This is a genomic window from Butyrivibrio sp. XBB1001, assembly GCF_000424505.1.
Taxonomy (GTDB): domain Bacteria; phylum Bacillota; class Clostridia; order Lachnospirales; family Lachnospiraceae; genus Butyrivibrio.
Genome location: NZ_AUKA01000002.1, coordinates 235413 through 256418 on the forward strand (window position 1 = coordinate 235413; position 21006 = coordinate 256418).

The window sequence follows — 21006 nt, forward strand, 5'->3', positions numbered from 1 at the left end:
AGCACATGAACAACAAGAAACCCAAGATAATAATTGCTTCATCACTTGTAGTCTTAGCACTCTTTGGAGTAATGGCTGCACAGACCTATTCTAATAATTTAAAAGCGGACAGCGTTAAGAGAGCAAGTAGCGATTCTTCAGAAGATGCTACTGTGGCCGGCGCTAGCAGGCCCTATACCAAGGACAGCTTTGATGGCAGTATTACCTATGATGGTGTGAGGTATGAACCAAACTCACATATTGATACAGCTCTTTTTCTGGGAATTGACAGTAGTGATCAGGAGAGAGAAGGCGTAGGCATTACAGAAGGTGGTAGAAGTGATACCATCATTTTGTTTGTAATAGATAATGACAAAAAGCTAATTACACCCCTTGAGATAAACAGAGACACCATGGTGGATGTAGATATTTACGACAACGATGGTAATTATCTTGCCAAGGGAACAGAGCAGCTCACTATGCAGTATGCCTATGGCAATACACCCCAGAAGGCTAGCAACCTCACAAGGGAGAAGGTTTCCGACATACTAGGCAGAAAACGTATAGGAAGTGTTATCTCACTGACCATGGATGGAATAGAACCAATCGTTGACTCTATCGGAGGTGTAACGTTAAAGCTGGCAAGCGATGAGACAGACCTTGATCCTTCTTATGTAGAAGGCACCACAATTCATCTTGATGGTACAGCAGCCAAGGCTTTTGTTCACAACAGAGACGTTACAGTCAGAGGCAGTAACATTTCCAGAATGTCCAGACAGACCCAGTTCATGCTGGCAATGTTTCAGACAATACAGAGTCAGGGCGGCTCCATAGTAGAAACTATGGAAGATGCCGCAGGGGATTTCCTCTATGAGGATATTGACGCAGATAGCGTTGATCATCTGACTCACTATGATTATTCAGGAGAGGTTTTAAACCTTCCTGGAGAAAACGTGGAGACAGGCATCCACGATGAATTTTACCTTGATGATGATAAGTTAACTCAGCTTATACTTGATCTTTTCTATACCAGATCCTAAGCACAGCTTAACTTTTAATCAAATACAAAAGACAACAAGATTTAACTTACAGGGAGAGGAAGAAGTTATGAGGAAAAATGTTTTAGTAAGCGCTGCACTTGCAGTAGTAATGATGGCCAATGTGTTCTTTACAGTAGACGCACAGGCAGTTAGTAGGACAACAACAACAGAACTTGGAGGAATTGGACGTAGTGCAGAAGAGGCAATTAACGTTGATCCTCAGGTTCTCGGTGCTAGAAGGGATTCAGAGACTCAGGGTGTTAATTTAGGCGATATTACAGATCCTAACGCTCTTGCATCACTTGCTGATCTTACTTTATTTGGAACTCTTATAAGTGAGTATACACATACAGAAGTCAAGGCAAGTGACCTTTCTGTACTTAATTCTATGGATGTAAAGGCTCCTGCTGGGGTAGAGGTTTCTGAGAAGAATCCACTCTATATTTCATTTAGTTTCCCAGCAATTACAGCGGATTCACAGGTTTACATTCTCCACTATGGTAAAGATGGTTGGAAAGTTGTGTCTACAACAGTTGTTGAGGGAAGAGTTGTTGGTGCCTTCACTTCACTTTCTCCTGTAGTTATTGTGGCTAAGAAGAACACATTAAAAGGTGCAGTACTTGGTGCAAATAGGAAGAAGTCTCCTAGAACAGGCGATAACTTCTGGCTTCTGATTATCGCAGGCGCCGGTATTATTGCGGTTTCTGCAATAGGACTTCAGAAAAAATATTTCCATGATTGATTTTGGAAAGCCTGTTATAGGGCTTACAGATATTCACTGTCACATAGTTCCGTTTGTAGATGATGGAGCTGAGGACTACGAGGAAGCTCAGGAACTTATTAGACGAGAATATTCTCAAGGAGTTCGAACTCTAGTAATGACAGTTCACTTGAGAAAGGGAATGTTTGATACACCAACTAGTAAAGCGGTGAAACACTTTGATGAATTAAAGAGATGGCTTGCAGAAACAGATATGAGTGACATGGAAATATTTCTTAGCCGCGAGTATTACTGTGATGAGAGATTCGAAACTTTACTAGAGGGATATGCAAATAACAGTGAAGAAGTGTTTTTTGATGGGGAAAAACTTGTTCCAAGAGATGAGATAAGACCTTTTGGGAAACAAAAATGCATTCTGCTGGAGTTTTCTTCTAGCAGAATGCAGGATAGTGAATTTGAAATATTTATCAAGAAAGCTTCGCAGGCAGGACTAACGCCTATAGTAGCACATGCTGAACGTTGTCCTGCTGTGCAGGATAGACCTACGATTGTTTACAGGATGAAAGAGCAGGGAGCTTTAATTCAGGTAAATTGCGAGTCACTTTTATCCAAGACAGGAACCAAGGAGTTCCAGACAGCACATGGGCTTGTCAAACATAAATTGGCAGATATTGTTTCATCAGATTGTCATAATCTGAAAGAACGTCAGCCTGAAGTAAGAAAAAGTTACTTATTCTTAAAAAAGAAATACGGTATCAGCGTAGCTGATGAGCTTATGAGAGAGAGAGCAGTATCACTAATATATGGTGATGAAGTAGGCAATTGTAAGGAGTTATTTGTAAATGTTAAAAATTAAGCTTGAAAAAAAAGAACTTCCCTTTGCTATGGCAGAGGAAATAAAGAATCTTAGAACAGGAATCAGTTTTAGTGGTGAGAATTTAAAGACACTGCTGTTTACAAGCTGTACTCCAAATGAGGGAAAGAGCACAATTGCTCTTGAAACAGTCAGATCCTTTGCAGAACTTGGCAAGAAAGCTCTTTATATTGATTGCGATCTTAGAAAATCAATCTTTAATAGCAGAGTTGTGGAGGGAAGACCAAAATACGGTCTCACACACTTCCTTACAGGTCAGTGTGATTTAGAAGATATCATCTATAGAAACGAAGATAAGGAAGATGATATTTGCTTTGATCTTATACCTGCTGGTCCTATTAGTAACAGCCCTACAGAACTCATAGCTTCTGATAAATTCAATAATACTTTGCAGGAACTTCGTAATGAATACGACATTGTAATAATTGATACACCTCCTCTTGCTTCTGTTGGAGATGCTGCAATTATGGGAGCTATCGTTGATGGCTCAATTCTTGTAATTGAAGCTGGTAATGTAGATTACAGGCTGGTTCAGAAAGTAAGAGATAAGCTTGCTGTATCAGGGGCAAGAATTCTGGGAGTAGTACTCAACAAAGTTGATAAGTCTAATAAGAGTTATGGATATTATAAGCGTGGTTACGGTTATGGCTACGGATATGGTTATGGTTATGGTGCAAGCGATAGTGGAAAATAAGTTTTCTTGAGATTTTGAAAAGTACGTATGAGAGAAAGTGTGGGAGAATGGTGAAAAAAATTAAGGTTTGTTTTGCAGCATCATCTGGTGGGCATTATGAACAACTTATGATGTTGAAACCACTGATGGATATGTATGATAGTTTCGTAATAACAGAAAAGACTTCTTATGATTCTAGTTGTAAAGATGAGAAAACATACTATTTAAGGCAGGTTAATAGAAAAGAAAAGTTATTTCCACTTATTTTGCTACTTAATGCTATTTCTTCTCTAAAAATTTATTATAAGGAAAAACCGGATATTATTGTATGCACTGGAGTTTTGGCAATGATTCCAATGTGCATGATTATGAAGTTGTTTGGGAAAAAAATAATATATATTGAATCTTTTGCAAAAGTTACATCTGCTACAGAAACTGGAAGGTTAATGTACAAGGTGGCAGACCAGTTTTTTGTTCAGTGGGAGTCTATGAAGGATATTTTTCCTAATGCAAAATATGTTGGCGGTATATATTAATTGTTTGGTTAAGAGGGATGGCAATGATCTTTATTACTCTTGGGTCGCAGAAATTTCAGTTTAATAGGTTGTTAAAGGAAGTAGATAGACTAATAGAAAATGGAGTTATATCAGATTCTGTTTTTGCACAGATAGGGAATAGTGACTATGAACCAAAGAACTATTCTTATAAAAGATTTTTGAATCGAGAAGAATTTGCGCAGAAACAATTGGAGTGTGATGTTGTAATAACTCATGGTGGTACTGGAGCAATTATTGGTGCACTAAAGAAAGGAAAAAAAGTGATAGCTGTTCCTAGGCTGGCAAAGTTTGGGGAACATGTTGATGATCATCAGCTACAACTTTTGCATCAGTTTGATGAAATGCATCTGATAGAGCCATGTTATGATATAGCTGATCTTGCAAATGCATATAAGAGGCTTTTTGTAACGGAATATAGACATTATATTTCTAATACTAGAGCGGTTATAGAAGTAATTGATAAATATATTTCTAGTGATGTAATTGTGAAAGAAAATAGAAATAGAAAAACTGTTAGTAATCTCACACATCTAGTATTTAAGAGATTATGATAAGTGATTCAAATTAAGAATTGTGATAGTCTTTTGGATATTAGTTTTTCAATTTATTTTCTAATATAAAATTTCCACTTAAAAATTTAATAGTATTAGGCAAATGTATTGAATGAAAAATATGATTGATATGAGTAATAATGTGAATAAAATTAAGGTATTAATGGTTGGAAACCATCCTTCAGTTAAGGGAGGAATATCCAGTGTGGTAACTCAGTTGTTGTCGCATGCTTGGGCTAAAGATAATATAGAAATGCGGTTTATTCCTACCTATATAGAAACTAATTTTATATTCAAAATAGCATATTATCTTGTGGCTTATTTCAAAATTCGTGATTATATTCTTAAAAGTCATCCAGATGTTGTACATATTCATATGTCTTATAAAGGCAGTTTTTTTCGTAAATACCAAATTCATAAGCTCTGTAAGAAGCATGATATACCAGATGTTATTCATCTGCATGGATCAGAATTTAAAAAATGGTTTGATAGTTCCTCAAATAAGAAGCAAATAAAAACTTTGCTACGCGAATGTAGTAGGGTAATTGTTTTAGGGGAAAAATGGAATGAAACAATTCTCGATATTGAACCGAAGGCAAAAACATTTGTAATATCCAATACAGTGTCTATTCCTTCAGAAATAACAATGTATAATACTCCATTCAATGTGCTATACATGGGTGTTTTGATTAAACGAAAAGGTGTGTCTGACTTAATTGAAGGGTTAAATTATTTAAAAAACACAAATAGGTTGGAAAAAATTAAAATTATTATTGCAGGAACAGGGGAAGAAGAAGTCGAATTAAAAAGAAAATGTAAGGAATATAATCTTGAAAACTATGTTGAATTTAAAGGGTGGATTTCCGGGCAGCAAAAAGAGGCCCTTTACAAAAACTGTCAGATGCTAGTATTACCGTCATATAATGAAGGCCTTCCAATGTCAATATTAGAAGCGATGAGTTATGGCATGCCTGTGGTATCAACAAATGTAGGAGATATATCTTCGGCTGTTAAAAACGGGGAAAATGGATATTTATTTGATCCCGGAAATGTTAATGAAATGGCAGATGCAATTTACAAAATAGGTAGCGACAACTCATTATTTGACATGTTATCCAGAGCGTCAAGAAAAATGGCACAGGAAAAATTTTCTGATAAAGACTATTTCATGAATATTGCAAATATGTATTTTGATTTAGCAGGAAAATGAAATCACAAAACTAATAAAAATATTGAGTACATACTAACATTGGTTTACAAAAAAATATTATGAAAGAAAGATAAACGATAAGGAGACAGCGGTAAAATATTTTTAAATAATCACCAAAATCCAAAACCTTGATTGTTATGTTTGGCGCTTGTATAAGAGCTGGGATACCAGCAAAGTACAACTATATGAGAACTTTAAATGATGTAGAGGTCAATAAGCTCTTTATTCTTGATGATTTTGGAGAGGAACATCGTGGATGATATTATTTTTTGGGTATCCATATTATGAATATGAATTGGAAGCACTGTTTTTGTTACGCAAGTCATTGCGAATATCCATGTTGAAAAGTGTTATTTTGTAGGTAGTATAAAGGGAATCCTATGTAGCCTTGAATTTTTTCCTTCAGTTAAATATATACACAATTGTCGAGAAAAATTATTGGTGCTCCACAATACTATTTCGGGAAATATTTGTCTGCTTCGGCTAATATAACAATTTTAGTGAGTATGCTGGGAATTGATGTATATAATGAGAATGTTATAAATATGCATAATGATCGTATGAAAAGTCTAATCAAAAGCAGTTTAATAGGTTATAAACAGCCAATCCATTTGCATTATTTGAAAAACGAACATACATATGAAGACAAATATTAAAGATATGATTATTGATTTGAAGAATGAGAATTATAATTTGAATGAAGATGCTGGGAATTATACAGATCATTGGGATGCTGGCATATATTATTCAAAGTATCTATATAAGATATTACAAAACAATGAACCAGAGATTTTTTATAATAGGAGATGCTTTAGGTGGACGCTTTAATATCAGTTATTGTGCCAGTTTATAATGTAGAAAAATATATATTGAATTGTTATGCAAGCATAGCACATCAAACATATGCAAAGCTTGACATTATTCTGGTGGATGATGGATCAACTGATTCTTCAGGGAAACTTTGTGATGAAATTGCAAGCAAGGATCGAAGAGTGCAAGTCCTGCATAAAAAAAATGAAGGCTTGGGGTATGCAAGAAATAGTGGACTGGAATTGGCAAAGGGAAAATATGTTTTGTTTGTCGATTCTGATGACTACATAGAACTAGAAATGGTCCAGAAATTATATGAACGCATTGAACAATATGATGCGGATACAAGTTTTTGTGGATATTCCATGTTTCACAATGAAAGTCAGTTGATAAAAAAAATATCATATTACAATGATGAGATATTCGAAAAAGGAGAGATAATTGATAAAGTACTTCTTGAAATGATTGCAGGATTACCAAATGCACAAGTCGATGCAATTATTCCAATGTCCGTATGGCATGCACTTTATTCTTTAGATATTATCAAGAAATATAATCTTAGCTTTCCATCAGAGAGACAGTACATTTCTGAGGATATTATATTTCATATTTCCTATTTAAAATACGCCAATAGAGTTTCTTTTATAGGAAGTGCTTTATATAACTATAGACTAGCAAATCCTTCCTCTTTGACATATAAATTCAACGAAGGCGAATTTGAAAGACAAAAGATTCTGTATCAAAAGATAAATAATGATTTATCTGCGTTTCTTCCATTATCAAAATATGATTTGCGTACAAAGAGATGTTTTTTAGGAAGAGTTAGATCCTGCATAGAAAAGGCGTTTTCGTATAGTAAAAGGAATACTGATTTTGATTTAAGACAATACATAAAAAAGATTATTAATGATGAATTAGTTTGTCAGATTATTCGAGACTATCCATATTCGAAAAATCCAATAAAGATCAGAATGTTTAATACTTGTATAAGATACAAATTATATGATGGTGCGCTTATTTTAATGGCAATTCGTAAAATGAAGAAAGAAACTAGGTTTTGAGAAGAATGAAGAAGGCTATACTATTTTTAAACTTTTGGAGATTATTGATTCCGATTATTCCATACCTAAAGGATAAAAAACTCCGAGAGGTATGCAAAATTGATTTGGAACGCATTGAATATGCGGTACCTCAACATGATACCTTATTGGGCCTCTGTTATGCTTTGCTTTACAATATGCCTTATAGGGCAGTTTATCAGTATAGGTTAAAAGACCATAAGGCTATAAAGTATCTATGTAACTTTTTCATTTGCAATAAACGTGAAATCGAAATTAGCGGTGATATTATGCCGGGCTTGGCGATTTTTCATGGACAAGGATGTATTATTCATTGTAATTCAGCTGGGAAAAATCTTTCAGTTTGGCAAAATGTGAAAGTTGGAAGGAATCCATCTACTAAAGATAGTAATGGGAGTGATAAGCCGTCTATTGGTGACAATGTTAACATTTACACTGGTTCTATTGTGACGGGAGGTATTACGATTGGAAATAATGTTGACATTGGGGCAGGATCGGTTGTTTTGAAAGATATTCCCGACAATTGTGTTATTGCAGGTAATCCTGCTAAAATAATACGACATAAGCAAGAAGGGGATTAACTGTGGAAATCTTAACAAAAGCGGAGTTAAAAAATATATATAGAACTGAATACAATTTATTTTTTTCTCGGATTGGTAAATATCAGACATTATTGAAAATACTTAAGAAACATCCTGACTATATGACTTGGAAATATATACACCAAATGAGAAAAACATCTTACTATTATGGCAAGCGAAAAAACGGTCCTTTCAATAGTTTTCTTTATATCATGAATTGTCGCAAATTTAATAATTTGGGACGAAAACTTGGAATAGAATCCGGAGAAAATGTTTTTGAAAAAGGGCTTAAAATATTTCATACTCAGGGAATTGTAGTAAATGGAAATGCTCGTGTTGGAAAAAATTGTAGGCTATATGGAAATAACTGTATTGGAAACAATGGGATTACCAATAAATGCCCTATATTAGGTGATAATATTAAAGTGTGCGTCGGAGCAAAAATTATTGGAGATATTGAACTGGCAGAAGGAATTGTTGTAGCTGCAGGAGCGGTTGTAACAAAGTCATGTTATGAAAAAAATGCTATTTTGGCAGGTATTCCTGCGAAAATTATTGGGTATGTAGGTGAGGACAAGATTTTCTTAGATTAACCTATAACAAAAAGGATTGGAGATTACTGTGAAGATACATGGTGGCATTAAAGCTTCATCTAATGGTGCTCGGTGGGTATTAATTACTCTTTATTACAATATGTTCTCTTATGTATTGATATATACATTTGGCTTACCGAGACCTTTGCTTTATATTGGTGATTTATTAACTATATGGACGTTTTTTTATGCAGTAAGAATAAAGCAGAGAGCAACGGTTCCTAAAACGTTTATCTGCTTTTTTCTTTACCTTTTTATCGGACTATTTTCAGGACTCTTAAATTCTGAATCCCCGCTATTATTGCTTTGGGGAATGCGAAACAACTTAAGGTATATCTTATTTTTATATGCATGCTATGTTTTAATTCGTAGAGAAGATTTGGAAAGAATATTTAAACTATTGTGGATTGTGTTTGCGGTATCGGTACCACTATGCACAATCGAGCGCTTCTTCGTGGATTATCCAGCTGGAACAATAGTAGGTGATATGGTTGGTGGGGTATTTTGGAATTACTCTGGGTGTAATCTCCCTCTAAATGTGATATTATGCATCTGTTTGACGCAAGCTACGATTGGATATTATAAAAACAAAGTTTCGATTTTTAAATTTTTAGTCGTGTGTATTTCTGCATTATATATGGCTGCAACAGCAGAACTTAAGGCATTTATACTTGAATTTGCTGTTATTATTATAGTTGCGGCGATCTTCGAAAAAATCAGATGGAATAAGGTTATAGTTTTAGTACTTGGCGCTTTTGCTTTTTCATATATTGTTTCGCTATTTGTATTACTAAATGATAAACCAAGTATGGATTATTATGCTGTTTTTTCTATTAATGGATTTCTTGAATATGCTACGAGAGATACTGGTTATAACGGAACAGGGGATGTTAACAGACTTACAGGTATTACAGCTATATCTAATAGTATATTCGATAATGATTTAGAAAAAATAATGTTAGGGATAGGGATTGGTAATGCAGAATATACAAATTTCTTTGTTTCGGATTTTTATACAATGTATTCGTACTTGAATTATCAATGGTTTCACATGATTTGGACATTTATAGAGGCGGGATTATTAGGTATTATATTTTATTTATCCTTTTTCATATGTACGTTTATAAAAGCATCTAAAATAAAAAAAATAGATATGAATATATCAACAACAAGAATTATGATTTTGATCATGTTATTTCTGTTTGTTTATAATATTTCGTTGCGAGTGGAACCGTCTGGATATTTGCTATACTTGATATTATCAATACCTTATATCTACGTTAAAGAAAGGAAGGAAAAAATATGATTCCTAAAAAAATACATTATTGCTGGTTTGGTAAAGGGCCTTTGCCTGATAAGGATAAAAGATGTATAGAGAGTTGGAAAAAGTTTTGTCCAGATTATGAAGTTATTGAATGGAATGAGGACAACTATGACTTAAATAGAAATGAATATATGCATGCAGCGTATAGAGAAAAAAAATGGGGATTTGTTCCAGATTATGCACGCTTTGACATAATCTATCGTGAAGGTGGGTTTTATTTAGATACTGATGTAGAACTTGTTAATTCTCTAGACGAACTTAGAACGAATCATGGCTATATGGGGTTTGAAGGTAAGATATGGATAAATGGTGGCATAGGTTTTGGTGCTGAAGCTGGCAATAATACAATAAAAGAGCTTAGAGATATGTATAAATCCATTTCCTTTTATAATGCTGATGGCTCTTTAAATTTGAAACCAAGCCCTTATTATATTACGGAATATTTGACTAATATCGGGTTAGTCCGAAATGATTCATTTCAGAGTGTTGGTGAATTAAAAATTTATCCAACAGAGTATTTTGCTGCAAAAGACTATGAATCGGGTATTGTTAACACTACTGAGAAGACAATAAGCATTCATCATTACAATGCTTCCTGGCAAACCAATAAAAAGAAAAGAGTGCAAAAACTTAAAAGAATTATAGGCGTAGATAATTTTAATAAATTGGTGAAGCTGAAAAAAAATCTATTGCGAAAATGAAAGTGAAATTTGGAATGGCTACAAAAATTTGTTTTATTAGTGGGGTAATTGCTAGGGCTGGTGGAACAGAAAGAGTTGGATGTATTATTGCTAATGCTTTAGCTTCTCGTGGTTATGATGTAGAAATCTTAAGTTTTTGGAATCATGGAGAGCCTTTTTATTCTGTGGATAAAAATGTAAAAGTGAATTATCTTTTGGAACCAAAAACAGAAGGAAAACTGTACAGAACATATATATATCCAATCATCAAACTGCATAGATACATCAAAAAGAACCAAATAGATATTGTTATTGATATTGATACAAAATTATCCCAATATACATCTTATGCAATTTGTGGTACAAATTGTAGGCAAATTGCATGGGAACATTTTAATTATTGGACGATGGAAAAACAGGGGGATAGACGTTGGTTTCAAGCAAAGAAGTTAATAAAAAAATATGCTTCAAAACTAGTAGTACTTACTGAACAGGATAGGCTAAAGCACATAAAGGAATACAATTTAGATCCTGAGTTTGTTATTGCTATGCCTAATCCAAGTTTGGCAAATGTAAAATCAGATTATGATTATACGAACAAAACCTTCTTGGCAGTTGGAAGATTGGCATGGGAAAAAAGATTTGACTTACTACTGGATGCATGGAAAATTGCGCAGGAAAAGTGTCTTGGATGGAAACTTATTATTGTTGGAACTGGAGAATTAGAGGATGAATTAAAAGCTCAGACTGATAAAAATAAATTGTCAAACGTAATTTTTGCCGGTCATAGCAATGAGATGGACAAATATTATCGCGAGGCATCTTGCCTGGTGCTTTCATCAGAATATGAAGGCTTTCCAATGGTTATTTTGGAAGCCTTTTCTTTCGGCCTTCCTGCAATAGCTTTTAATTGCAAGACGGGACCCAGTGATTTGATAATAGAGGGGGAAAATGGATATTTGGTTGAGGCTGGAAATGTTGATGAATTAGCTGCGAAAATGGTTACTTTTTCATTAAATAAGAGTATGGCAGATCAAATGTCAAATAGCGCATTACAGAGCATAAAAGAATACAGTCTTGATAGTATAACCTCACGATGGTGTGATGTTATTGATGAAATCATCGAAAAAAGCAGACGATAAAAAATAGACTTCTAGTATATAAAAAATAAGGATATTTATGAAGATACAAAGAACTAAAAATGCAAGTAGAAACGTTTTGTTTGGGTCAATCCAAAAGGTGTACCAGATTATCATGCCTTTTATTATGAGAACACTGATGATCTATTACATGGGAATTGAATATGCAGGACTGAATAATTTGTTTTCCTCTATTCTTCAAGTATTGAACCTTGCAGAGCTTGGAATTGGAGCGGCATTGGTTTGTAGTATGTATGCACCAATTGCAGAAGATGATACAGATAAGATATGCGCGTTGATGAATCTCTATAAAAAGATTTTTCGAATTATAGGGTTAGTGGTTTTGGCATTGGGACTTATCTTAGTTCCTTTTCTTCCAAAACTGATTGCTAGTGATACACCAAATGATTTAAATATTTACTATTTGTACCTTATGTACTTAGGGAATACTGTATTATCTTACTGGCTTTTTGCTTATAAGAATAGTCTTCTTTCTGCTCATCAGCGAACGGATGTAAGTAGTAAGGTGATGATATTAACGAATACTGTACAGTATATACTCCAAATATTTGTATTGATATTTCTGAGAAATTATTATCTTTATTTAGGCAGTTCTATTTTGGCTCAGGTCATGACCAATATAATTACTGCTATAAGAGTTGATAAAATTTATCCGGAGTATCATCCAAGGGGAAAACTTGATAGTCGTACAGTTAACGATATAAAGAAAAAAGTGCAAGGACTAGTCACAAATAAAATAGGTGGTACTATTTTAAGATCCGCAGATTCAATAGTAGTCTCTGCCTTTTTAGGATTATCAATTTTAGCGGTTTATCAAAATTATTATTTTATATTGTCTTCAGTAATTAGTATCTTATCCATTTTATATCAATCTGTTATAGCCGGTATAGGGAATAGTTTGATTGTTGAAAACCAAAAGAAAAACTATTATGATTTTCAGACTATGACCTTTGGTATTTCATTCATAAGTGCTGTGTGTTGTAGTTGCTTTATGGGGCTATTTCAACCATTCATGAAGGTATGGATGGGAGAGGATAGATTACTCAGCTATTCAGTTATTATTTGCTTGGTGGTTTATTTTTATATTTTTGAAATTGATCAGATGATCGGTGCATATAAAGATGCGGCAGGTATCTGGTATGAAGATAGGTTTCGCCCTTTGTTAACGGCATTGTTGAATTTGGGACTAAATATAATATTAGTTAGATATATTGGATTATATGGTGTATTGCTATCTACAGTGATTAGTTTAGTAGTGCTAGGAATTCCGTGGTTGATTCACAACGTGTTTACTTTACTCTTCGATAGTGAGAAGCCTATATCATATGTATTATTACTGGTTAAATATGCTATAGCTGCTATGGTTACAGTAACAGTAACTTTTTATGCGTCTCAAATAGTACCAGACAAAGGTATTATCACCTTTCCAATTAAACTTTTTGTATGTGTTATTTGTTCATCAGCTTTGTTTTGCCTTCTGTTTTGGAGAAATGAGCATTTAAAAAGAATAAGCATAATACTTCAAAGAATTGTTAAAAGGAAAAATCGATAATGACTTGGCTAGTGCTATAGTAATTATTTAAATCTATATTATGTTATATAGACGGAGGTAAATATACATTTGGAGATTACATACCATGCAAAATATTCTTGAAAATAAAAAAATCAGACATAGTATTGATGTTACAACTATCATCCCGTTTTTTAACAGTGGCAAGTTACTGGCCAAACTGCTTGATAGTGTTTTGTCTGGATCTTGTGTGCCATCAGAAATACTTCTTATCGATGATGAATCTACAGATGAATCAACTAATATAGCAAAACAGTATTCTGATAATTATTCTTGTGTTAAATATTATAAGCAGAAGCACGGTGGGGTTTCAGCTGCTAGAAATTTTGGCATTAGAATGGCTACAAAGCCGTGGGTAAGTTTTTTGGATGCAGATGATTACATTGAGCCCGATATGTATGAACTAATTATGAAAGCTATTGCAGATGAAAGCTTTGACGGTTGCCTTTGTGGTTATTTTACTAACGATGGGGAAGCTGTTAGTGCGCATATATATAACAAACAAGAAGAAATCTATTCTTCAGATATGCTTAGAGAAATGTTTACGAATGACGATGTTAGAGGATATCTATTTAATCGGTTGTTTAAGACAGAACATATTAAAGCGTTATCATTTGATAATACAATAGGATATTGTGAAGATTTGCTTTTTCAATCTGAGTTTTTTTCGATGGCTGATCGTAAGTTTGCGTGTGTTGCTAAACCTCTATATCATTATGTGAGTAATAGTTCGTCTGCTACTGCTACAAAGAGATTGATTCGTGACAATCAATTTGTGTATAAGAATGCATATGATAAAATAAGCGAAATCGTTCATGAAGATTACGTTCAACAGAGTTATAATGACCTTCTTCAGGTAAGTATGTATAGATTACTCAGCAGCTATAAAAAAGGAAACAAGACAGAAGAGTTATTAATGCAGATAAGACAATTGCAAAAAGAATTGAAAAGAACTCCTTGTAAAAATATATCGAAACGTAGGATTGCTTTTCAATATTTTCCAATCCTATATAGTTACTTTATGTAGTTTTTTCATAGCTAATAGTTTTGTTTATGTATTGTGGTAATTCTGCATTCATCTATGCTTAGTTCTGAAAAAGCATACATATATTTAATTATTTTTGAAAGGATGGTAAGGAAATATCAAAAATAATGTTATGAACAATAAAAGATTTATTTCAATGTCGTGTATAAAAAAACAATCGCATTGTAGTATGATTTCAGCTGGTTTACTTATGTTAAGTAAGAATAGAGAAATTGTCTATGATTCTGATAATATATCTAGATATACTGGAAATATGGCGGTGGCCGTTATTAATTATAACGGCCACTACATTGCATATGATGTAGAAGATGGATATCAGTATGTAGAAGAAATTCAACGGCTGTTAGAAACAGTTGATTTCTATTTTAAGAGAAGTTTTTCATATCAAAAAATAAAGAATTTGATAAAAAACAAAATGGAATCTGAACAAGGGGCTGTTCCCCATATGTATTAAAAAACAGGAGTTAATAAAGTGAAAAAACATATTACTAATAATATACTAAAGTATTTCTTTTTCATATTGTCTTCAGCTCTTATGGTGCTGTATTTTTCAGCTTCAACAAGTCCCTTGTATCCTAATAATAAAGGATGGGATGCCAGTCTTTTTATGGTTATTGGCAAGGGGTGGCGCGCTGGTCTTATCCCCTATAAAGACCTGTTTGATCAAAAAGGGCCAGGAATATTTTTAGTCAATATGATTGGTTTCCTGCTTACAGGCAATAAATATGGAGTACTTTTTATTCAAATAGTATTCGCAACTGTTTCCACAGTATTCATATATATAACCCTTAGGCGTTCTCTTAATGAAAAATTGTCAGTTTTAGGTGCTAGCCTTGGCATCATAGTATTTTCTTGCAATTATGAGTGTGGAAACCTTGTAGAAGAATATATAAACCCATTTCTAATCATTTGTTTATATTTTATTTCGGGGTGGATGTCTCAAAAGACTAAAAATCGACCAGATCATAATCCATTTCATGCTTTATTCTATGGTGTAACATTTGGGTTATGTGTAATGTCCAGAGCTACAAACTCTATAAGCGTATGCATAGCCATATTCTTTATAATTATATATCTTTGTGCAAATAAAGCTTGGACTAATCTATTGAAAAATGCCATAGCATTTATAATCGGAACGGCATTATCTATCTTGCCATTTATGATCTATTTTTCTATTAAGGATTGTTCCTACGATTTCTGGTATGGTACGATACTATTTAATCTATCATACGCAGCAAAATCCGAAAGTAGTTATATTTCATTTATTAAAGGATATGCTAAACAAATCGGAAGTTATGCGCTGATTGGAACTGGGATAATATGTATACTGAGAAAAAAATACTTTAATGGAATAATGTATATGGCTATAGGAATTGGGACGCAGCTCCTTCTAATGAATATTTTTAGCTATGCGCATTATTCTATGATTACTTTTGGCCTTCTAATTATTGCTGTTTATGAACTGGTAAACGTTATAAACAATACCGATAAAAATAACTTAATAAGAAAAATTAGTATTCTTTTTCTATTAGGTATAGTTTTGATAGCTTCACATAAAACAGGAAAAGAGATTATAAAGATGGCTTTCTCCCATCAGGATTATTCTGCAAATCCATCTGAGGAATTTATGGCTAGGTATAGTGAATTATTAAAATTTTCTTCTCAAATTCCTGAAGCTGAGCGCAACAATGTTGTAGGATATAACCTAAACCCGACGTTTTATCTTGATATGGATATTTCTCCGGTATGTAGATTTTTTGCTTTTCAAGACTGGCAGGCTGAGTTCAGTGATTCATATGTGCGGCAATTGAATGAAGAATTTTTAACAAAAAAGCCCATGTGGATTGTAGTAAGTAGTAACAAGGATACATATATCCAAAGCATTCTTGACTCATATTATGAAGTATATTCAACTGAACCCGAGCTTAATTCACCAGATAACAATCAGTTAACTCTGTACAAACTAGCCAATTAAGTAAAAATTATTCGCTATAGGGGCAAGCACCATAACAGGAATCAAAGTGTTCAAGAGTGATTTTTGGTTGGCTGTGGATTTACTTTTTCAGATGAGGAAGAGTGGTGTTTATATTCCGCAGATAATTAGTGTAAGGAACTATATTGGTAACTAGAACTTTTGAAGCAGATAAATCGAGAAAACATGTGAAAATCGTAATTGTAGAATAAAAGAGCATCCACTCATTTTGGCTTGTAGTTGGCCATTCTGAGTGGATGCTTATGGCTTAACTATTTGATTTCTTGTAGTCCTCGTACTCCTTGAAGAGCTTGGAGAGATAATCTGGATCATCGATGGCTTTTAGAATATCATCTTGACGGCCGTCAGCTTTGAGCTAGGAGAAGAGAGCAGTAGTTTCTTGAACACCATTATCAAAGCTTTCATTTTTTATTATTTACATGTGCCGTTCAAAAGAGTATTCATGTACGCCCACTTCGATGATCTCCTTTCTGTAGTCGGTGAAGAAATCTTTTAGTATATCTTCCTGAATGCACTCATCAATGGATATTTCTATGGCGGTGGCAATAAGTGTTTTCATGATATCCTTGTTGTCAGCCATTAGGTTTAGTGAGATGGCATGGCTTGAATTATATTCTGCTTCCACCTCCTTTATATATTTTCGCACTTTAGTAACGAAAATGGAATAGCCTTTAAGGGCTTTGCAGGCTTCCGTCAGATCTTTGTTATGACCAATATTTATATTCAGGGCGGTAACTATTAGTTCTACCGAGGGTGACTCAACTTTCTTTTTGAACATATCAGAGAGACGGTAAGTTACTTCATCTTTCATCGCTATGGTTCCGTTGTAGAACACATAGAATTTCGGAGTTGGGATTTGTACCAGAGTAGGCCCATAGAGAGTTTCTTGTTTGACTAGATCTTTGAGGTTGGCTGCAAGATAATATAGGTCTCTAAGCGGAATGTTAGGACTTGGTGTTGACTGATGCTCAAAGATATTAAGTTCAAAATCAATGACAAATGACAGATCATTTTTCATTTTGAGGAATGTCTCACCACTTAAGGTAGTAATCATTAGATCATCAGGATTGGTGTAATTAGTTTTGTTTATGGCATTATACAAATCCAGTAGATAGAGTTTGTTGTTGAACAACATCCTGAAAACGGTGTCCTTGTACTTTTTGTTTTCAATTTGCATTTTTAGTTTAGTATCATTTCACTAATATTATTTTCTACAAAAGTTGCAAAGCTGTTGTAGGAATGATTGGCGAACTGCCATGTATGATGGTTCATAAAATAGGATTACTACAGAAATGTAGCTTGTTATCTGAACCAGGGAATATGTTATCAGGGATTTCTTAAGATTTACCGTCTAAATTTCTTAAGGTTTTCTTAAGCACTAGCGAAAAAATAATATGATATAGGGAAGTTATTGTGCATTTTTGACAATTACTTTTTTACATATACTAAATAAAATTTGATTTATACGAGATAGGAAAGGAAACAATTACTATGTGTGGAATAGTAGGTTTTATAGGAAAAAGACAGGCTGCTCCAATATTGATCGATGGACTTAAGAAACTTGAATATAGAGGATATGATTCAGCTGGTATAGCAGTACGAGATGGAAGCAATAAGGCAGAAGTTGTTAAGGCTGTCGGAAGGCTCAAGAATCTCGAGGAGAAGACTGATGATGGTACTAGTGTACATGGATGCTGTGGTATAGGCCATACAAGGTGGGCAACTCATGGTGGACCTTCACAGATAAATGCGCATCCTCATGTATCAGGCAATTGTACAGGATCTGCTTCAGGAACAGTTTTATCTGAGGTTGTTGGTGTACATAACGGTATTATTGAGAACTATCAGGAATTAAAAGAAAAGCTTATTAAGAATGGGTATGAATTCTACAGTGATACAGATACTGAGGTCGCTATTAAGCTTATTGATTACTACTACAAGAAGTATAAGGTTGGCCCTATTGATGCTCTTGCTAAGACTATGGTAAGAGTTCGCGGCTCATATGCTTTGGAAGTTATGTTTGCTGATTATCCAGATGAAATCTATGTAGCTAGAAAAGATAGCCCAATGATCATTGGAGTGACTGAGGGAGAAACATATGTCGCATCAGATGTTCCGGCTATTCTTAATCATACTAAGAACGTTTATTATATAGGCAACAATGAGATGGGAAGGCTCCTTCCTGGTAAGGCTGAGTTCTATGACCTTAATGGTGATCTTATAGAAAAGGAATTAGTGGAGATTAAGTTTTCTGCTGAATCTGCAGAAAGAGGCGGTTTTGAGCACTTCATGATGAAGGAAATTCATGAACAGCCATCTGCAATTCGTAATACTATAGGTTCACTTGTGTCTAATGGAAGACTTGATTTTACTAAGATTGGTATTGAGGAAGAGGTAATCAGCTCTTTTACCGGAATAACAATTGTGGCATGTGGAAGTGCATGGCATGTGGGAATGGCTGCGCAGTATGTTATTGAAGATATTGCTAAGATTCCAGTAAGAGTAGAACTTGCTTCTGAATTTAGATATAGAAATCCGCTTCTTGATGCGAATAATCTTGTAATAGTGATTTCTCAGTCTGGTGAAACAGCCGATACACTTGCTGCTCTTCGAGAAGCAAAGAGCAGAGGAAATAAGACACTTGCTATCGTAAATGTGGTTGGTTCATCTATTGCCAGAGAAGCAGATTATGTTATCTATACAGTGGCTGGGCCAGAGATATCAGTGGCTACAACCAAGGCATATAGCTGTCAGCTAGTAGTTTCTTTCCTTCTTGCTATAGAATTTGCTATTGTAAGAGGACAGATTGATAAAGATACTTATGACAACTATTTATCAGAAATAGGAAGAATTCCTGATTGTATCCAGAAAGTACTAGATGACAAAGAGAGAATTCAGTGGTTTGCAGCAAAGATAGCTAATTCAAAAGATGTTTTCTTTATTGGACGTGGAATTGATTATGCAATAGGTCTTGAGGGCAGTCTTAAACTTAAGGAAATCTCATACATTCATTCTGAGGCTTATGCTGCTGGTGAACTTAAGCACGGCACTATTAGTCTTATTGAGAATGGAACACTTGTTATAGGCGTTCTTTGCCAGGATAAATTATATGAGAAAACCATTTCTAACATGGTTGAGTGTAAGTCTCGTGGGGCGTATCTGATGGCGCTAGCTCCTTATGGAAGATATGATGTAGAGGATATTGCTGATTTTGTAACTTATGTTCCTAAGATGGATGCACACTTTATTGGAGCGCTGGCTGTTGTTCCGCTTCAATTACTTGGATATTACGTTTCTGTAGCAAGAGGACTTGATGTTGATAAGCCAAGAAATCTAGCTAAGAGTGTAACAGTTGAATAAATGAAAAAGTCCCTGCTCGAAAGAGCAGGGATAATATTTGTAAGTATAACAACTTTAGGAATTTGTACCAGAAGTATCGTTGGAACGCTTCCAGGCTTCATATTCAGCAAAAAGCTGTGAGAGGAAGTTGGAATCATCGATTGCAGTTAATACATCTGAGGCTCGGCCATTGGCTTTTAGCCATGAGAATAACTCAGTTGTATCCTTGATTCCTTCTTTTTTACCTTCCTTTATGCCTTCAAGTCTGTTTACTTCTGCAATATCCTTCATATGTTCGGCTTGATCATATTCAAATAAACTATACATGATAATGGTCTTCCTTTCCTTTATCAAGAAGTCACGCAGAATGTTGTGCTCAATGCAATAATCAATAGCCTTTGGAATAGCCTTGTACATAGGCATACTGTTTGCGTATTCGCGGACTTTTGCAACAAAAAGTGAGTATTCTTCAAGCTTCTTGCAGCTATTCATCAGATCGGGGTTCATTCCTTTGTTGATATTATACACCTTTACGATGAGTTCTAGGTCTGGATTTTCAGATTTATTCATGTACAAATCTGATAACTTGTAAGTCATTTTCTCTGGCATTTCTTCTTTGCCATTGTAAAACATGATGAAATGCGGCTCGTAGATGTCCATTTTCGTGCTTCTGTATAGTGAGCTTTGCTCAATGAGCTGTGAGTATAAAGTACTCACATAAAATAGGCACCGTAGAGGCATATTGGGGCACTTAGTGGACTGGTGCTCGTAGATATTCAGATGTGTATCTATGATGAAGGACAGGTCGTTCTTTATACCCATAAATATCGCATTTTCCAAAGTGTTGATGATAAGGTCATCAGGATTATCATAATTAGAGTGGTTAATTGCATTGTACAAGTCTAGTAGTGCTTTTTTGTCATTTTTGAAGAGCAGTCTGAAGATAGTGTCCTTGTACATCCTGTTAATCCATGGCCGCCAAAGTGCCCTAAAAAAGTTTTTGTTTTTACTGATTATCAAATTGCTTGATCCTTTCTATATTTTTTTCTACAATGTTTGCAAGCTGCTGTAGGAAAGTACTGGCGAATTGCCAGATATGATGGCCCGAGTGTCAACAGATATGTTGACTGAAATCTTGAGCCAAAATCTATGCTAACACAAAATTATTAAGATATACCATCGAAATTTCTTAAGATTTTATGTATATCATAATTTAGTTATAAAAAC

20 protein-coding genes are annotated in these 21006 nt (G+C 34.3%); 18 read left to right on the forward strand and 2 right to left on the reverse strand.

All coding sequences use genetic code 11. The features are described 5' to 3' along the window. Nucleotides 1-5: 5 nt before the first annotated feature. The 17 genes from G631_RS0103910 to G631_RS0103995 all read left to right on the forward strand — a co-directional run bounded on the left by G631_RS0103910 (nucleotide 6) and on the right by G631_RS0103995 (nucleotide 16422). Nucleotides 6-1019 (forward strand): LCP family protein, encoded by a 1014-nt coding sequence (locus tag G631_RS0103910; RefSeq protein ID WP_026488335.1) that lies wholly within the window; start codon nucleotides 6-8, stop codon nucleotides 1017-1019. A 67-nt stretch (nucleotides 1020-1086) separates the two neighbouring features. Continuing rightward, nucleotides 1087-1761 (forward strand): hypothetical protein, encoded by a 675-nt coding sequence (locus G631_RS0103915; protein WP_026488336.1) that lies wholly within the window; start codon nucleotides 1087-1089, stop codon nucleotides 1759-1761. Further along, on the forward strand, nucleotides 1754-2596 hold the full coding sequence (locus G631_RS0103920; RefSeq protein ID WP_026488337.1) for a tyrosine-protein phosphatase: 843 nt from the start codon (nucleotides 1754-1756) through the stop codon (nucleotides 2594-2596). Before G631_RS0103915 ends, G631_RS0103920 begins: the two co-directional genes overlap by 8 nt. Continuing rightward, nucleotides 2583-3308, forward strand: coding sequence for a CpsD/CapB family tyrosine-protein kinase (locus G631_RS0103925; RefSeq protein ID WP_026488338.1), 726 nt, complete (start codon nucleotides 2583-2585; stop codon nucleotides 3306-3308). The genes G631_RS0103920 and G631_RS0103925 overlap by 14 nt, the downstream gene beginning before the upstream one ends. Before the next feature lie 47 nt (nucleotides 3309-3355). Continuing rightward, nucleotides 3356-3823 carry a PssD/Cps14F family polysaccharide biosynthesis glycosyltransferase gene (gene pssD, locus G631_RS0103930; protein ID WP_035789296.1) on the forward strand — a complete coding sequence of 156 codons (468 nt, stop codon included), beginning with the start codon at nucleotides 3356-3358 and terminating at the stop codon, nucleotides 3821-3823. A gap of 23 nt (nucleotides 3824-3846) precedes the next feature. Then, nucleotides 3847-4395: a PssE/Cps14G family polysaccharide biosynthesis glycosyltransferase gene (pssE, locus tag G631_RS17905; RefSeq protein ID WP_081671223.1), complete on the forward strand. Its 549-nt coding sequence runs from the start codon at nucleotides 3847-3849 to the stop codon at nucleotides 4393-4395. A gap of 142 nt (nucleotides 4396-4537) precedes the next feature. Further along, entirely contained in the window at nucleotides 4538-5605 is a 1068-nt protein-coding gene (locus G631_RS0103940) for a glycosyltransferase family 4 protein (protein WP_242829056.1), read from the forward strand. A gap of 815 nt (nucleotides 5606-6420) precedes the next feature. Then, nucleotides 6421-7476: a glycosyltransferase family 2 protein gene (locus tag G631_RS0103950; protein ID WP_026488342.1), complete on the forward strand. Its 1056-nt coding sequence runs from the start codon at nucleotides 6421-6423 to the stop codon at nucleotides 7474-7476. Between the two features lie 5 nt (nucleotides 7477-7481). Further along, complete coding sequence (locus tag G631_RS21485) at nucleotides 7482-8075, forward strand: serine acetyltransferase (protein ID WP_051196801.1); 594 nt, start codon at nucleotides 7482-7484, stop codon at nucleotides 8073-8075. A gap of 2 nt (nucleotides 8076-8077) precedes the next feature. Beyond that, nucleotides 8078-8668: a poly-gamma-glutamate biosynthesis protein gene (locus G631_RS0103960; protein ID WP_026488343.1), complete on the forward strand. Its 591-nt coding sequence runs from the start codon at nucleotides 8078-8080 to the stop codon at nucleotides 8666-8668. Nucleotides 8669-8696: 28 nt separating this feature from the next. After that, complete coding sequence (locus tag G631_RS17915) at nucleotides 8697-9974, forward strand: hypothetical protein (protein ID WP_026488344.1); 1278 nt, start codon at nucleotides 8697-8699, stop codon at nucleotides 9972-9974. Then, nucleotides 9971-10693, forward strand: a complete 723-nt coding sequence (locus G631_RS0103970; protein WP_026488345.1) for a glycosyltransferase family 32 protein — start codon at nucleotides 9971-9973, stop codon at nucleotides 10691-10693. The genes G631_RS17915 and G631_RS0103970 overlap by 4 nt, the downstream gene beginning before the upstream one ends. A 14-nt stretch (nucleotides 10694-10707) precedes the next feature. Next, nucleotides 10708-11814 carry a glycosyltransferase family 4 protein gene (locus G631_RS0103975; RefSeq protein ID WP_035789342.1) on the forward strand — a complete coding sequence of 369 codons (1107 nt, stop codon included), beginning with the start codon at nucleotides 10708-10710 and terminating at the stop codon, nucleotides 11812-11814. 37 nt (nucleotides 11815-11851) lie between these two features. Continuing rightward, the gene (locus G631_RS0103980; protein WP_026488347.1) at nucleotides 11852-13384 is read left to right on the forward strand and encodes a lipopolysaccharide biosynthesis protein; all 1533 of its coding nucleotides are present in this window, start codon (nucleotides 11852-11854) and stop codon (nucleotides 13382-13384) included. 85 nt (nucleotides 13385-13469) lie between these two features. Then, the gene (locus G631_RS0103985; protein ID WP_026488348.1) at nucleotides 13470-14429 is read left to right on the forward strand and encodes a glycosyltransferase family 2 protein; all 960 of its coding nucleotides are present in this window, start codon (nucleotides 13470-13472) and stop codon (nucleotides 14427-14429) included. Between the two features lie 208 nt (nucleotides 14430-14637). After that, nucleotides 14638-14901 (forward strand): hypothetical protein, encoded by a 264-nt coding sequence (locus G631_RS0103990; RefSeq protein ID WP_207637873.1) that lies wholly within the window; start codon nucleotides 14638-14640, stop codon nucleotides 14899-14901. Nucleotides 14902-14919: 18 nt separating this feature from the next. Next, the gene (locus tag G631_RS0103995) at nucleotides 14920-16422 is read left to right on the forward strand and encodes an ArnT family glycosyltransferase (protein WP_026488350.1); all 1503 of its coding nucleotides are present in this window, start codon (nucleotides 14920-14922) and stop codon (nucleotides 16420-16422) included. A gap of 433 nt (nucleotides 16423-16855) precedes the next feature. Here G631_RS0103995 and G631_RS17920 read toward each other — a convergent pair whose 3' ends face one another. Continuing rightward, nucleotides 16856-17494, reverse strand: a complete 639-nt coding sequence (locus G631_RS17920; RefSeq protein ID WP_242829057.1) for a hypothetical protein — start codon at nucleotides 17492-17494, stop codon at nucleotides 16856-16858. Nucleotides 17495-17931: 437 nt separating this feature from the next. Here G631_RS17920 and glmS point away from each other — a divergent pair, with 437 nt between their 5' ends. Beyond that, nucleotides 17932-19800 (forward strand): glutamine--fructose-6-phosphate transaminase (isomerizing), encoded by a 1869-nt coding sequence (gene glmS, locus G631_RS0104005; RefSeq protein ID WP_026488351.1) that lies wholly within the window; start codon nucleotides 17932-17934, stop codon nucleotides 19798-19800. A 54-nt stretch (nucleotides 19801-19854) separates the two neighbouring features. Here glmS and G631_RS20590 read toward each other — a convergent pair whose 3' ends face one another. Further along, nucleotides 19855-20739: a hypothetical protein gene (locus G631_RS20590; protein WP_242829058.1), complete on the reverse strand. Its 885-nt coding sequence runs from the start codon at nucleotides 20737-20739 to the stop codon at nucleotides 19855-19857. Nucleotides 20740-21006: the final 267 nt, after the last annotated feature.

Coding starts and splice junctions, on each gene's coding strand:
- G631_RS0103915 (WP_026488336.1), top strand. CDS start 1,087: ATGAGGAAAAATGTTTTAGTAAGCGCTGCACTTGCAGTAGTAATGATG.
- G631_RS0103970 (WP_026488345.1), top strand. CDS start 9,971: ATGATTCCTAAAAAAATACATTATTGCTGGTTTGGTAAAGGGCCTTTG.
- pssE (WP_081671223.1), top strand. CDS start 3,847: ATGATCTTTATTACTCTTGGGTCGCAGAAATTTCAGTTTAATAGGTTG.
- G631_RS21485 (WP_051196801.1), top strand. CDS start 7,482: ATGAAGAAGGCTATACTATTTTTAAACTTTTGGAGATTATTGATTCCG.
- G631_RS0103920 (WP_026488337.1), top strand. CDS start 1,754: ATGATTGATTTTGGAAAGCCTGTTATAGGGCTTACAGATATTCACTGT.
- G631_RS0103910 (WP_026488335.1), top strand. CDS start 6: ATGAACAACAAGAAACCCAAGATAATAATTGCTTCATCACTTGTAGTC.
- pssD (WP_035789296.1), top strand. CDS start 3,356: ATGGTGAAAAAAATTAAGGTTTGTTTTGCAGCATCATCTGGTGGGCAT.
- G631_RS0103925 (WP_026488338.1), top strand. CDS start 2,583: ATGTTAAAAATTAAGCTTGAAAAAAAAGAACTTCCCTTTGCTATGGCA.
- G631_RS0103975 (WP_035789342.1), top strand. CDS start 10,708: ATGGCTACAAAAATTTGTTTTATTAGTGGGGTAATTGCTAGGGCTGGT.
- G631_RS0103990 (WP_207637873.1), top strand. CDS start 14,638: ATGTTAAGTAAGAATAGAGAAATTGTCTATGATTCTGATAATATATCT.
- glmS (WP_026488351.1), top strand. CDS start 17,932: ATGTGTGGAATAGTAGGTTTTATAGGAAAAAGACAGGCTGCTCCAATA.
- G631_RS0103985 (WP_026488348.1), top strand. CDS start 13,470: ATGCAAAATATTCTTGAAAATAAAAAAATCAGACATAGTATTGATGTT.
- G631_RS17920 (WP_242829057.1), bottom strand. CDS start 17,494: ATGATTACTACCTTAAGTGGTGAGACATTCCTCAAAATGAAAAATGAT.
- G631_RS0103980 (WP_026488347.1), top strand. CDS start 11,852: ATGAAGATACAAAGAACTAAAAATGCAAGTAGAAACGTTTTGTTTGGG.
- G631_RS20590 (WP_242829058.1), bottom strand. CDS start 20,739: ATGTACAAGGACACTATCTTCAGACTGCTCTTCAAAAATGACAAAAAA.